This window comes from Christensenella timonensis (assembly GCF_900087015.1).
In the GTDB taxonomy this organism is placed as follows: domain Bacteria; phylum Bacillota; class Clostridia; order Christensenellales; family Christensenellaceae; genus Christensenella; species Christensenella timonensis.
Genome location: NZ_FLKP01000002.1, coordinates 805,427 through 818,700, shown reverse-complemented (window position 1 = coordinate 818,700; position 13,274 = coordinate 805,427). Strand labels below are relative to the sequence as shown.

At 53.4% G+C, this 13,274-nt stretch carries 15 protein-coding genes; 5 read left to right on the top strand and 10 right to left on the bottom strand.

Features of this window, described 5'->3' with window-relative positions; genetic code table 11:
• Positions 1-11: 11 nt before the first annotated feature.
• A complete protein-coding gene (locus tag BN6471_RS05450; RefSeq protein WP_066646280.1) occupies positions 12-824 on the bottom strand; it encodes a sugar phosphate isomerase/epimerase family protein in 813 nt (270 codons plus the stop codon).
• A gap of 131 nt (positions 825-955) precedes the next feature.
• Here BN6471_RS05450 and leuB point away from each other — a divergent pair, with 131 nt between their 5' ends.
• Positions 956-2,017 (top strand): 3-isopropylmalate dehydrogenase, encoded by a 1,062-nt coding sequence (leuB, locus tag BN6471_RS05445; protein WP_066646278.1) that lies wholly within the window; start codon positions 956-958, stop codon positions 2,015-2,017.
• A gap of 56 nt (positions 2,018-2,073) precedes the next feature.
• On the opposite strand, the gene BN6471_RS05440 is transcribed toward leuB, so the two are convergent.
• On the bottom strand, positions 2,074-3,771 hold the full coding sequence (locus tag BN6471_RS05440) for a D-alanyl-D-alanine carboxypeptidase family protein (RefSeq protein ID WP_066646276.1): 1,698 nt from the start codon (positions 3,769-3,771) through the stop codon (positions 2,074-2,076).
• A gap of 199 nt (positions 3,772-3,970) precedes the next feature.
• Here BN6471_RS05440 and BN6471_RS12870 point away from each other — a divergent pair, with 199 nt between their 5' ends.
• Entirely contained in the window at positions 3,971-4,114 is a 144-nt protein-coding gene (locus BN6471_RS12870; RefSeq protein ID WP_156511790.1) for a hypothetical protein, read from the top strand.
• Between the two features lie 80 nt (positions 4,115-4,194).
• Complete coding sequence (locus BN6471_RS05435) at positions 4,195-5,715, top strand: acyl CoA:acetate/3-ketoacid CoA transferase (RefSeq protein WP_066646274.1); 1,521 nt, start codon at positions 4,195-4,197, stop codon at positions 5,713-5,715.
• Between the two features lie 12 nt (positions 5,716-5,727).
• On the opposite strand, the gene BN6471_RS05430 is transcribed toward BN6471_RS05435, so the two are convergent.
• Positions 5,728-7,131, bottom strand: coding sequence for an MATE family efflux transporter (locus BN6471_RS05430; RefSeq protein ID WP_082903356.1), 1,404 nt, complete (start codon positions 7,129-7,131; stop codon positions 5,728-5,730).
• Between the two features lie 150 nt (positions 7,132-7,281).
• Here BN6471_RS05430 and BN6471_RS05425 point away from each other — a divergent pair, with 150 nt between their 5' ends.
• Positions 7,282-7,725 carry a MarR family winged helix-turn-helix transcriptional regulator gene (locus BN6471_RS05425; RefSeq protein ID WP_082903355.1) on the top strand — a complete coding sequence of 148 codons (444 nt, stop codon included), beginning with the start codon at positions 7,282-7,284 and terminating at the stop codon, positions 7,723-7,725.
• A 36-nt stretch (positions 7,726-7,761) separates the two neighbouring features.
• On the opposite strand, the gene rsfS is transcribed toward BN6471_RS05425, so the two are convergent.
• Genes rsfS through nth form a run of 6 tightly spaced genes read right to left on the bottom strand, consistent with a single transcriptional unit; the run spans position 7,762 to position 11,518 of the window.
• Positions 7,762-8,124 (bottom strand): ribosome silencing factor, encoded by a 363-nt coding sequence (gene rsfS / locus BN6471_RS05420; protein WP_066646272.1) that lies wholly within the window; start codon positions 8,122-8,124, stop codon positions 7,762-7,764.
• 2 nt (positions 8,125-8,126) lie between these two features.
• Entirely contained in the window at positions 8,127-8,693 is a 567-nt protein-coding gene (yqeK, locus tag BN6471_RS05415; RefSeq protein ID WP_066646271.1) for a bis(5'-nucleosyl)-tetraphosphatase (symmetrical) YqeK, read from the bottom strand.
• Complete coding sequence (nadD, locus tag BN6471_RS05410; protein ID WP_066646270.1) at positions 8,677-9,330, bottom strand: nicotinate-nucleotide adenylyltransferase; 654 nt, start codon at positions 9,328-9,330, stop codon at positions 8,677-8,679. The genes yqeK and nadD overlap by 17 nt, the downstream gene beginning before the upstream one ends.
• A 3-nt stretch (positions 9,331-9,333) precedes the next feature.
• On the bottom strand, positions 9,334-9,621 hold the full coding sequence (yhbY, locus tag BN6471_RS05405) for a ribosome assembly RNA-binding protein YhbY (protein WP_066646268.1): 288 nt from the start codon (positions 9,619-9,621) through the stop codon (positions 9,334-9,336).
• A gap of 8 nt (positions 9,622-9,629) precedes the next feature.
• A complete protein-coding gene (gene obgE, locus BN6471_RS05400) occupies positions 9,630-10,898 on the bottom strand; it encodes a GTPase ObgE (protein ID WP_066646267.1) in 1,269 nt (422 codons plus the stop codon).
• On the bottom strand, positions 10,895-11,518 hold the full coding sequence (gene nth / locus BN6471_RS05395) for an endonuclease III (protein ID WP_066646266.1): 624 nt from the start codon (positions 11,516-11,518) through the stop codon (positions 10,895-10,897). The genes obgE and nth overlap by 4 nt, the downstream gene beginning before the upstream one ends.
• A gap of 189 nt (positions 11,519-11,707) precedes the next feature.
• On the opposite strand from nth, the gene BN6471_RS05390 reads away from it, so the two are divergent.
• Positions 11,708-12,964, top strand: coding sequence for a helix-turn-helix domain-containing protein (locus BN6471_RS05390; protein WP_066646261.1), 1,257 nt, complete (start codon positions 11,708-11,710; stop codon positions 12,962-12,964).
• Positions 12,965-13,022: 58 nt separating this feature from the next.
• Here the strand turns inward: BN6471_RS05390 and BN6471_RS05385 are convergent, their stop codons facing one another.
• Entirely contained in the window at positions 13,023-13,274 is a 252-nt protein-coding gene (locus BN6471_RS05385; protein ID WP_066646259.1) for a TM1266 family iron-only hydrogenase system putative regulator, read from the bottom strand.

The following is a 13,274-nucleotide window of genomic DNA, read 5'->3' as shown; positions in this document are numbered from 1 at the left end:
CCGTACGCCTGTCAATCGGCAAAAAATGCGGCGACTTCCCTATAATTTTTCATCAGGTCGCCGTATGTCTTATAATCGCCCGGATAGACCTCAAGCATCATGCGGCCTTTATACCCGCTCCCTTGCAGCTTTTTCCGCATACCGGCCCAGTCCATCTCCCCGTCGAACGGCAGGCAGGGGATGATCCCTTTTTGCGGGTCTTTTTTGTAGTCACATACGTGGATATGCGCGAGCCGATCCCCCATATCGTCTAAATAATCCGCGACCTCATAGCCCGACTGCGCCGCTTGCTTGATGTCCAGTGTAAAATACAGGTTGTCGCTTTCTGTGTGCCGCAGGAGCTGCTGCGCAAAGCCGGGCTGTTGGTACCAGCACCAGTGCACGTTTTCAAAGGCAAGCTTCACGCCCCGCTGTTTGGCTTCCTCTGCAAGTACGCTCACCCTCTCGCCCGCCATCCCATAATTTACATGGAAGGTTTTGGCACGTTTTACATTCATCGGGCCGTGGAACACATAGATTCCCGCCGAAAGTTCCGCAGCCGCATCCAGCACCTGGCGGTATATGCCGAGCGCCTCCTCGCGCTGCCGGTCGTGCATGGAAAAAAGCTGCGGTTCAAACTGTGTGCACAATGCGTGCACGGAACGAATATGCGCGCCTTCCCCATCGCAGATGCGCCTGACCTCATCCGTAAACGGCTTTTTGTACTCCATCAGCGCCGAAAAAAACAGCTCCATATCCTTGATCCCCAGCTCCGCCATTTTGCGGATCGCATCCTCATTATACAGCCTGCAAAAAAAGCAGGCTGTCGACATCCCCGTTTCCATCCACATCTCCTGTTTCCCGTTCAAATTACGCTACAAATCCATTTTATTTCTTTCAAACCCTTTTGTCCAATGTATTTTTATTATATAATAACGGTTACCAGTAAATTTTCAAAAAAAGAAAGGTGGACACAATGGAATATAAAATAGCTTTGATCCCCGGCGACGGCATTGGCCCGGAAATTTCCGCACAAGCCGTACGGGTACTGGATAAGGTCGGCAGCCTCTACGGACATTCCTTCACATTCACGGAGGCGGATGCGGGCGGGATCGCCATCGACAAGCACGGCGACCCGCTGCCTGATTCCCAGCTGGATATCTGCCGCAGCAGCGACGCAGTGCTGCTGGCCGCGGTAGGCGGGGAAAAATGGGACGACCTCCCTGTCGATAAGCGCCCCGAAAAGGGTCTCCTGAAGCTGCGCGGAGAGCTCGGCCTGTTTGCCAACCTGCGTCCGGCGATCATCTACAGCGAGCTTAGGGCCGCATGCCCCTTAAAGGACGAGATCATCGGGGATAACCTCGATATCCTCATCCTGCGCGAGCTGACGGGCGACGTCTATTTTGGGGAAAAGGGCGGCGACGACCTGGCCTATTCGTCCGACCTGATGAATTACCACGATTATGAAGTAGAACGTATCGCGCGCCTTGCTTTTGAATCTGCGCGCAAACGAGACAAGCGCCTGACAAGCGTTGACAAAGCCAACGTACTGGCGACCTCGCGGCTGTGGAGAAATACTGTGAACCGGATCGCCAAAGACTATCCGGATGTCACACTCACACATATGTATGTTGACAACGCAGCCATGCAGCTTGTGCGCAACCCGCGCCAGTTCGACGTTGTGGTGACAGGCAACCTGTTCGGCGACATCCTCACGGACGAAGCCAGCATGATCACAGGCTCCATCGGCATGCTCCCTTCGGCCAGCCTTGGCTCCACAAAACTGGGCATGTACGAGCCCATCCACGGCAGCGCGCCGGATATCGCGGGTACGGGTAAGGCAAACCCCATCGCCATGATCCTTTCGTGCGCAATGATGCTGCGCTATTCCTTCGACCTGGAAAAAGAAGCCCAGGCGATCGAAGCCGCGGTAAAGGCTGTTCTTGCGGGGGGTGCGCGCACAGCGGATATCGCTGCCGGCGGCGCTTTCGTTTCCACGGCGGAAATGAGCGACCTGATCCTTGCGAAATTAAAATAAAGCCCGCACTTACGAAGAGACCAAAAAGGCTGTCTTGCATAAGACAGCCTTTTCTTTTACAGGTTGTTACGCTTGCGGCCCCCCGGAGGATTGCCAGTGTGCCGTGTTTGTACCGGCTTTGTCTTAACCGGCCGTCCCTGCACGCTGCTTTTGCCGCGCGTCGCCTTTGCAGCGCGCACGGGTGTGATATCCGCCCCGCGCCTTGCGCCTGCGTAGCGTTTGCGCCTGCGCCTTAAATTTGCCGTACGGACGATAAGCAATGTGAGCACCACGCCTGCCGGAATGATAATCCAAAGATACCATACCTCAAAGGATATTGCAGGAACGCCGTATTCCTTGCTCGTTTCCAGTTCGTCCCCTGCCGGGAACACCTGTCTGCTTGCCACCAGCGGCGCAGTGTAAACCTCTTCGCCGTTGAGGCTGTAAGAAACCGTCCCCACCTTCTCTCCCTCGTTGATGGGAGCCTTTAAGGGCTCTTCAACATTCATCTTTTGTTCCAACTGCACACTGCCGTCCGCAAGCCCTTGTGCGGTCGCCGCGGGCAGGAGCCTCACGTCCGTTTTATCGCCGCTCAAATCGGCGGTCACTTCCAGCTTTCCTTCCTGCGGGTCGTTCCCGGCTGCCCCCTCGATCGTTTCCGTTACGGAAAGGGGCGAGACATACTGTCCGAGATCCACCTTCGCATAATTGCTGAAACCATATTCAAATAAATATTGCGCGATCTCCCACCGTGCATACGCATTGGGAATCCCTGCCTCCTTATCGCCGATCGACTTGTCACCGAAAATCAAAGCGATCAGGTTCAGGCCCCCGCTCGTCGCCGAGGCCACCAAACAGCCGTACGAGCTGACCGTTTCCCCGCCGTTCAGCGTAATGTTTTCCAGCAGTCCCGTTTTCATGCCCGTCGCCTTATCGTACAGGTATGCCGCGTACTCCGGCTTGTTTTCCGGCGTCGCAAGCAGGAAATTCGAGCTTGTGAACTTGCGCGGCGTTTCGGAGGCCGCGTCCGCGTCCGGCGTATATTCTTTCATCTGCGCCGCTTCCATGATCTCCGGGTGCTTGTATGCTTCCCGCGCGAGGATCGCCATGTCCGCCGCCGTCGTATAGTGATCGTAACCAGTATTAAAAATGTAAAGGCCGTACGGATTCAGGAAATGCGTACCCGTCATGCCCAGTTCCTGGGCCTTTTTGTTCATCATCTCGACAAAGCCCTCTTCGCTGCCGCCGATATGTACGCCCAGCGCTGCCGCCGCATCGTTCCCCGAACAGATCATCAGGCCATAGAAAAGGTCTTTGACGGACAGGGTCTCGTTCCGCTTCAGCCCCATCAGGCTGGAGCCTTTTGAAAATTCGTCGACCTCCGCCCCAACGGTGACCATTTCGTCCATCGTGCAGTTTTCCAATGTCAGGATCGCTGTCATCAGCTTTGTCGTACTGGCCGGGAAAACGCGCCAGTCCTTGTTTTTGGAAAAAAGGACTTCGCCCGTATCCGCATCAATGAGCATCGCGGAATCCGCGGTGATTTTCGACAGGTCGACCTCCGGCGCGCCCTCTTTTGTTTCAGACGTCGCATCGGGCGTGGCGGTAGGCTCCGGTGTTGGAATAGGCGTCGGCGTCGCTTCCGCTTCCTGCCCCGCAGCTTCTCCCGAGGCCGCACTGTCCCCGCCTGCCTGTCCTTCCGGCTCCGCAAACGCAACCACTGGGATTGCCAAAATAAGGATGACCGCAATGATCCATGCTGTAACTTTCTTCAAACTCAATACCCTCACTAAAGTTTCCTCAATATAACGTCCATATTATATACTAAAACAACGTCTTTGTATAGCGATCGTATCACTTTTGTAATGATTTTTCATATATTCTTCACAATTTTTTCCCGCCGGTGTACCTGGTTTGGCCACCCCGCGCGGTATACTTTTCCCATGATAAAAAAACACAACGGAGGTCAGGAATATGTGGGAAATTATATTGTCAAAAGAGATACTCGCCATATTGGCTGTCGTCATTTCTGTTATCTGCACGATGTGCGTATGCGCCGCATTGCTCGAGCATAAGCCGCGCCACAAATACCGCCGCCCTACGCAATACCGCGAATAGGCAAAGATTTTTCTTGAAAATACCGTATAAATGCCAGATAATAAAAAAGTATTGATTTTTTGAACAGGCGGGTATTTTTTATGAGCAAACAGATAATTACGGCCAAAGAGGCCGCAGATATGATTTTTGACGGCGCGGTCATCGCTGCCAACGGATTTATGATGATGTCCGTGGCGGATGAGGTCTACCATGCGCTTGAACAGCGTTTTTTAGACACGCACAGCCCCCGGGATCTTTCCCTGCTGTCCATCACATCCGTCGGCGACGGTGCGGATCGGGGGCTTAACCGCCTTGCGCACAAGGGATTGGTCAAGAAACTCGTTGCGGGCCATTTGAACCTGATGCCCAAACTCCAGCAAATGATTTTTTCCGAGGATATCGAGGCCTACAACCTGCCGCAGGGCGTGCTTGCACAGCTGCTGCGCGATACCGCGGCCAGGCGTCCCGGGCTCGTGACGCAGGTCGGGCTCGATACATTTGTCGATCCGCGCCATTCGGGCGGGCGGATAAACAGTATTTCCAAAGAAGAATTGAATGAGATCATTTCGATAGACGGCAAGGACTATATCCGCTACAAGCCGTTCACACAAATGGATTTTGCGATCCTGCGCGGTACGCGCGCAGACAAAAACGGCAATATTTGTACGGAAAAGGAAGCAGCCAAGGTGGATGCGCTCGCCATGGCACAGGCTTGCCATACGCTGGGCGGAAAGGTGATCGTGCAAGTCGAAGAGATCGTGGACGATATCAAGCCGCACGACGTCTGTATCCCCGGCGTTTTGGTGGATTACCTGGTGGTGACAAGCGATATGGCCTATCATCCGCAGACTGCGGCCTGCGACTATAATCCGGCATATTCCGGCCAGTCCCGCGCGCCCAAAGGCGCAATGCCCGTCCTCGAGAGCGGGGCGCGCCGCATTATTGCGCTGCGCGCGTTAAAGGAACTCAGGCCCGGTATCGTCAACCTCGGCATCGGCATGCCCGAAGGGATCGCGGCCGTCGCCGAAGAAAAGGGAGTGTCCGGCTTCACACTGACTGTAGAAGCGGGCGGAATCGGCGGCTCCCCGCTCTCAGGCGTGGAATTCGGCGCCTCCCTCAACCCCGAGGCCATCATCTTCCAGCACCAATTGTTTGACTTTTACCACGGCGGCGGACTCACGCAGGCCTTTTTGGGGCTTGCGGAAGCCGATGCGCAGGGGAATATCAATGTCAGTAAATTCGGCCCGCGTATCGCGGGCTGCGGCGGCTTCATCTGCATCACCCAGTCCACGCCAAAGCTCTACTTCATTGGAACCTTCACCGCCAAAGGACTGAAAGAGGAAGTCGTAAATGGCAAATTGCATATCTTAGCGGAGGGCAGCATCAAAAAATTCAAGCGGGAGATCGAACAACTTACCTTCTCCGCCAAACGCGCCAAAGAGCTTAAGCAGGAGGTCATGTTCATCACGGAGCGCTGCGTCCTTGAGCTGCGCGACGAGGGCCTGACGCTTACGGAGATCGCGCCCGGCGTCGACCTGGAACGCGACATCATCTCCAACATGGAATTCCGCCCGCTGATCGCCGAAAACCTGAAGGAAATGGATGCCGATATCTTCGCATGACGCCTGGCTGCTTTATGCCTGCCCGGTGCACAACTGTGGCTGTGGCGGCGCTAAGGCGCGAAGATGCTTCATTTCCCTGACGGCCAGAACCAGCGCGATGACAAAGGCAATGGCATCCGCGACAGGGCCTGCCCAAAGCACGCCCTCCACGCCAAGGAAGTGCGGCAGTACCAGCATCGCCGGGACGAGAAGCAGCAATTGGCGGGACAACGTGATGAGCGCCGCCTTGACGGGCTTTCCAAGCGCCTGGAAGAATATGCCCGTCACCATCTGGAAACCGTTTAGCAGGCACAGCATCAGGAAGATGCGGAAGCTTTTCTGTGCGAATTCATTATACAACCCTTCTTCAGAACCAAACAGGTTGATGATGGCCTGGGGAAAAAACTGAAATAGGATGAACCCCACGATCGCGACCAAAGTGGCGCATGTGATGGAAATGAGGTATGCCTGTTTGACGCGTTTTCCATGTCCTGCTCCGTAATTGAAGCCTACGATGGGCTGTGCGCCGAGCCCGAACCCGATCATAAATGACAATAATATCTGGTTTACCTTCATGACAATGCCGAATGCCGCCAACGGGATATCGGGGCCGTAGACGGACGCCATACCATATTGCACGAGCATATTGTTGGCCACGAGGACGGAAAGCGTGATCGCGATCTGCGTGATAAAGCTTGATATACCATATCCCATCACGGTTTTTGAAGTTTTTGGCGCCAGCTTCATATCCGCACGTTTGATTTTGATCGTTTTCATCTTCGGAAGGTATGTGATACTGATCACAAAGGTGAGCACCTGGCCTAAGATAGTCGCCCATGCCGCGCCTTCCACACCCCAATGGAGTACAAAAATGAAAATAGGGTCGAGTACCGTATTCACGACCGCCCCCGCGATCATCGACAGCATCGCGATCTTGGGGCTTCCCTCCGCCCGGATACACGAATTGAGGCCCGTACCGACCACCACAAACGGCAGGCCGAGTACGATGATACGTCCATAATCAAGCGCATAGGGCATTGAATTTTCCGTTGCGCCAAACACCCGTACAAGCGGTTCGAGAAAGAAAAGGCCGATCACCAGAAAGGCTATGCCAAACAGGATCATCAGGGTAAGCGCATTGCCTACGCCCTTTTGCGCCTGCCTTTTTTGGTTTTGCCCCAGTTTTAAACTAAGGTATGCCGCCGCCCCGTCGCCCACCAAGAGTGCAAACGCGAGCGCGATCACGGTGATAGGGAAAATAATGTTGGTTGCGGCGTTGCCGAGGTAACCGACGCCCTGCCCGATAAAGATCTGGTCGACGATATTGTATAGCGAATTCACAAGCAGCGAGATCACGCTTGGCACCGTATATTTCATGATCAGCTTGGGGATAGGTGCGCTGCCCAATAATTTTGTTTCCGATAATGCTTCCATCATTTATTAAAACCTCTCAATCGTTGCCTAGGCAACTTTATATACAGAATAATAGGCAACCAATTTGGTTGCCGCTGCAACTATTATAATCAAGAATTTTTAAAGAGTCAAGTATCTTTTGCGTATTTGACAAGGAAATACAAGGCGCTTAAAATGGACATATCCAGCGAGAGGAGAAAAAATGAAATGCGCGAACTCGCAAAGAAGCTTTCCATCCTATCCCGGCGCTCCGGGATCCATCTTAATAGGCAGCTAAAGGATCTTGGGATCACCCGCGGACAACTTGTGTACCTGATGTGTATTTGCGACAACGAGGGGTTGTCGCAGGAGCAATTGTCCGAAGCGTTATGGATCAACAAGGGCGCGGTTGCACGCGCAGTTCGTAAATTTGAAGAGGACGGGTACATCACCCGCGTGCTTTCCCCAACGGATCGCCGCCAATACGGGCTTTTCCCTACCGAAAAAACAAAGCGGGCATACGATGCCATCCGCAGGGTCGAAGCGGAATGGGAGGATCAGATGACGCGCAACCTCTCCTCAAAAGAGCGGGAATCGCTTGACCGCCTTCTCGAAAAACTGCTCCATGATATGAAGTGAGCGTACGGCCTTTTGCGCCATACGCCCACAGATTCCTTATTCCGCATGCTCCGCCGAATAATCGTAAAAATTTCCTTCTGTTTTCCACAGGCGCTCCAGTTGGTAAAACTCGCGTTCCTCCTTGTGGAAAAGATGCACGAGCACATCGCCGTAATCGATCACGACCCAACGGCCCTGCCGCTCGCCTTCGGTGCGGATCGGGTTTGCCCCGTCTTCTTCGCGCAGTTTGAACTGTACTTCTTCTGCCAGCGTCTGCACATGTGAAACGTTAGGCGCACTCGCGACCACAAAATAATCCGAAATGATCGTCATGTCTGCAACGCGCAAAATCACGATATCCTGCGCCTTTTTATTGTCCAGTATTTCTGCGATCCTGTTTGCTCTTTCCGAAATCTCCAATGCTAAATCTCCTCCCCCGGGAATAACCTCCGGTAATAGTTGTATGCCTCCACACTGTCTGTATCGATCAGGCTTTTGTTTTCAATGATATGATTGATGGACATCTGCAGGCCCAATAAAACCGCTTTATCGATATTGGCAAACGCCAGCTCCCGCAGCTTTTCCACCCCCGGAAAATCCCGGTTTGGCTCCATATAGTCCGCGATGTATACGATCTTTTCCAGCATGTTCATGCCGGCTTTGCCGGTCGTATGCCACTTGATCGCCGAGAGCACCTCTTCGTCTTCCACGTATCCTTTTTCCTTCAAAAGCGCTGCCGCCGTATGTCCGTGCAGCGTTTTTTCCGTCAGGTACGCGATGCCGTATTTCCCGGCAAGCGCCACATTGTCCATCTGTTTGGTGTAGTCGTGCAGCAGGCCCGCGAGCCCCGCTTTTTCCCGGTTTGCCCCATAGCGCTCTGCAAGCGCGAGCGCCGTCTTTTCCACGCCCAGGCTATGCTCGAATTTCTCTCCCTTGACCTTCTCCGCCAGCTTTTTGACGATCCCGCCGCGGTCAGCGGTATAATCCATTTGCAATGATATATTCCTCCACGCTTTTGGGAACCAGTCCCTCGATACTTTTGCCGCGCTCCACCCGTTCCCTGATGTACGAAGAGCTTACGAAAAGGCCTGTATATTCCGACAACACAATATTCGCATGATAGTTTTCCCTAAGCCGCGCGATCTCTGCGGAAAGCCGCAGCATGTCATGCGTGCTGCGCCGCACGCATATGAAACGCGTCAGGGAAAACAGCTCCCGGAACGCGTGCCACGAGGTAAGCTCGAACACCGTATCCGCACCGATGATGAAATAGTAGTCCGTTTCCGGGTTCTTTTCCTTAAGCTCGCGCATCGTATCCGCCGTATAGGTGTAGCCCTTGCGCTTCGTTTCGATGTCCAGTAGTTTAAGGCCGTCCTCTCCGGCAACACAAAGCTCCGTCATCTTAAGCCGCATACGCGTAGGCGCGATATCCTCTTTTTTGTGCGGCGGGATACCGCTCGGCATCAGGTATACTTCGTCGAGCGCAAATTCCCGCTTCACCTGCCTGGCCATGTCCACATGCCCATTGTGCGGCGGATTGAACGTCCCGCCCAAAATCCCGACTTTCCGGTATGGATAATTGATCCTTGTCCGTCCTCCGTCCGCCAGGCCCTTTACGTACTCCATAGCTTATATCTCGATCTTTTTCTTGTTTTTTGATTCACGGTAAAGCACGAACTTCCGTCCCAAAACCGATACCCCGTCCGCGCCCAGTGCGCTGCACAGCTCATCGCATGCCTCGCGTGCCGTAAAACTGCTGTTTTGCTGCACGGTGCATTTGATCAACTCGCGCGCTTCAAGCGCGTCGTCAGCCTGTGTTTTCACATTGTCCGTGACCCCGTCCTTGCCGATATGTATGATAGGCTCCATGTGCTGCGCCATACCGCGCAACTGCGCCCGCTGTTTACTGGTTAGCATAAAATCCCTCACTCCACGAAATCGAATTCTTCGCCATTGAGCCTGACCGTATCCCCGTCTTTCGCGCCTGACAGCACCAATTTCTTCAAGATGCCCATATCGCGCAGCAGCTTATGGAAATGCCGCATGGAATCCGGCTCGTCCGGGTTGATGCGCGAGAATATTTCCTCGATCAGCGAGCCGTTCGCTTCCAGCACGCCGTCCTCGCCGCGGCCGATCTCCAGCGTCAGCTCACTGTCCTGCATCCGCCACTCCTCAAGCACGCCTTCTTCCTCGATCACCTGTTCTTCGGGCAGCGTTTTCAAAACTTCCATCATCGCCGCTTTTAGCTCGTCCGTTCCCTGGTGCGTCGCCGCCGAGATCAGAAACACCTGCTTATCAGGATAGGTTTTCAAAAAACGTTTCAGGTTCTCTTCTGCCCCCGGCAGATCCGCTTTGTTCGCCACTACAATCTCCGGTCTCTGCGCAAGTGGCTGTGAATATTTCTTCAATTCCTCGCGTATTTTGATGTAATCGTCCAGCGGGTCGCGTCCTTCGCTGCCCGCGATATCCAACACATGCGCGATCATACGCGTCCGCTCGATATGCCGCAAAAACGCATGTCCCAGACCCGCGCCAGCAGAAGCCCCTTCTATCAGCCCCGGGATATCCGCAATGATAAAATCATAATCGTACGTTTTCACCACGCCGAGATTGGGCGTAAGCGTCGTAAAATGATAATTTTCTATTTTGGGCCGCGCAGATGTGATACACGAAAGCAAGGTCGATTTCCCAACATTCGGAAAGCCGACCAGCCCCACGTCCGCAATGGACTTGAGTTCCAGTACGATCTCGCGCTCCACGACCTTTTTGCCCGGTGTCGCAAACCGCGGCGTTTGCCGCACGGAATTGGCAAACCGCGCGTTTCCCTTGCCGCCGACGCCGCCGTGCAGCACGATCACACCATCGCCGTCCCGGATATCTGCCGCCACCCGGCCCGTTTCCGCGTCCATGACCACCGTCCCTACCGGCACCTTGACCACCAGGTCTTCGCCGTTTTTGCCGCGCATATTTTTCTTTTTGCCGTTCTCGCCCGGCTGGGCCTTATACCTTTTATGGTAACGGAAATCCATCAAAGTACGCATCCCCGGGTCTGCAACAAAAACAACGTTCCCGCCGTTGCCGCCGTCGCCGCCGTCAGGGCCGCCCGCATTGATGTATTTTTCCCGCCGGAAAGACACCGCTCCATTGCCGCCGTCGCCGGCTTTGATGAATATTTTTACCTTATCTACGATCATTTTTTATTGTTATAAGGGCACAAGTCGGATATACAGCAGCTCTCGCACAACGGCCTTTGTGCTTTACATACCCTGCGCCCATGCCAGATCAGCCAATGATGCGCCTGTGACCAGTCCTCTTTCCTGATTATTTTTTTGTCTTCTTCCTCTACCTTGTTCGGATCGTCAGAGTGCGCAAAGCCGATACGGTTGGAAACCCGCTTCACGTGCGTATCCACCGGGAAAGCCGGGAGCCCAAACGCAAAGGCCAGCACCACGTTTGCCGTTTTCCTGCCCACGCCCGCAAGCGACGTCAGCTCTTCCTCCGTATGCGGCACAACGCCGCCAAACTCGCTCATCAGCCGCTGCCCGCACGCGATCAGGTTTTTCGCCTTGTTCTTGTAAAGCCCGCACGTTTTGATGTATTCCTCAAGCTCCTTAAGGTCTGCCTCCGCCAGCTCCTTTGGCGACGGATACTTCTTGAAAAGCTCTTTTGTTACGATGTTCACGCGCGCGTCCGTGCACTGCGCCGCAAGGATCGTCGCCACCAAAAGCTCGTAAGGGCTTTCGTAATTGAGCGCGGATTCGACTCCGCCGTATTCTTTTCTTAACCGTTCAATGATTTCCTTGTTTTTATCCATGCTACTATTTTAACACAAAAAAAATCTTTTTATCAACCAAACGCATTTTTTGTTTTGATATCTTCCATTTGATACAATAAAAGTACCAAATTCCCGCAATCCGGGATCGATTCCCGCCATTTCGGCTGTGATTTTGTATGACATATTTGTAGAATACAAGTACCAGGCAAATGCAAAGGAGAAGTAACGATGGATAAAAAAACGATTGGGAGCTTTATCTGTATTCTGCGCAGGGCAAGCGGTATGACGCAGCAGGAGCTTGCAGACCGCCTGCACGTATCCAACAAGACCGTAAGCCGCTGGGAGTGCGACGAATCTTCACCTGAACTCTCGCTCGTCCCGGTGATCGCAGAACTTTTTGATGTGACGACAGACGAATTGCTTCGCGGGCAGCGCGACCCCCAAACAGACGGCGAGTCCTCTCCCAGGGCCTTCCAGCAAGTTTCTTACCTGATCAAAAACAGTACAATCAAATACCGTATGCGTTCCTTGCTGGCGGCCTTTCTTTCCGTAACCGCACTGGTTGCGATGGTTATCTTCGGGTTTGGCCTGCGCGCCCCTGTGGTGGGGATCGGCCTTTCTCTGGTTCTCATTGCCGCCAGCCTGATTCTCCAGGCGGACTCTCTTTCAACCGTGCGGCTTGCCCTCGGCGATATACAATCCGGTATACCCGGCATACGTTCCCAGCTTTACCGCGCCTGGCAGGTATTTTTTGTGGTCTGTCACCTGAATATTTTCATTTTTTTCAGCGTCCTGCCCTTTATTACCGGTTATGAAAGCATCGATTCCATCATGCCGCGCAATACTTGGCTGTGGCTCCTTCCACTGTACTTATTTTTGGCACTCATCGTTTGTCTCGCCTTCTCCTTTTTTGTCCCAATGATCATTTCCCATCAGGATGCTTTGGGCGAAGCATATATCTGTGCTGAAAAAAAGAACGCCAAATTGCGGCTTATATGCATCTGCATTTGCATCGGGGCGCTCTTCTGCTGCGGGATCATTGAAAATGCCACCCCGCCCGATATCAGCGACATTGCACAGGGTAAAACCTTCACAGGCTTTGAAGAATTCAGGCAATATGCGGAAACGCCCATTTCCGTTGATTATGACGGACATATTGTGGATGTTTATGATAAAGAAACCGGAGAGGTGCGGCATTACGAAACATCGGATGAATCTCTTTGGAGCGAAGATTATCTGACCGATGAGGACGGCGCCAAATATCCGTTCACATGGCGCAATCAAGACGTCATCGGAATCGACGCCGACAGCGACCTGTCGCACATTACCGTTTACTCCCGCGCCGACCAGATCGCGTATAACCATTACGTGGAAACAAGAATAGAATTATACCTTCTTGTCTGCATCGCGATCATTATAGTAACGGTGGTTGCCTACCTGAACAAGCGCATCCGCATCGGCAGGTTGCTTGCCGATGTTCCATAAACCTGCCTAACCAAAAAACGGGAAGCGTTTTCTGCGCTTCCCATTTTGCTTTCCCTGCTTAATACGTTTTGTTGGTCATCATGCTTTTCACGGTCACGCCCTTAAGTTTACCCAGCCGGCCGGTGATCGCTCCCAGCTGCTCCGTCGTTACCTCCACGACCAGCGAGATGACATAAATGTCCTTTTCCTTGTTGGGCACGCCCATACGCGCATGGATGCAGCCGGAATATTCCGACAATATCCGGTTCACTTCACCGACGCTTTCGCGGTGCTCTTCTATGATGACTGCAATGATCCCTATCCTGTTCAT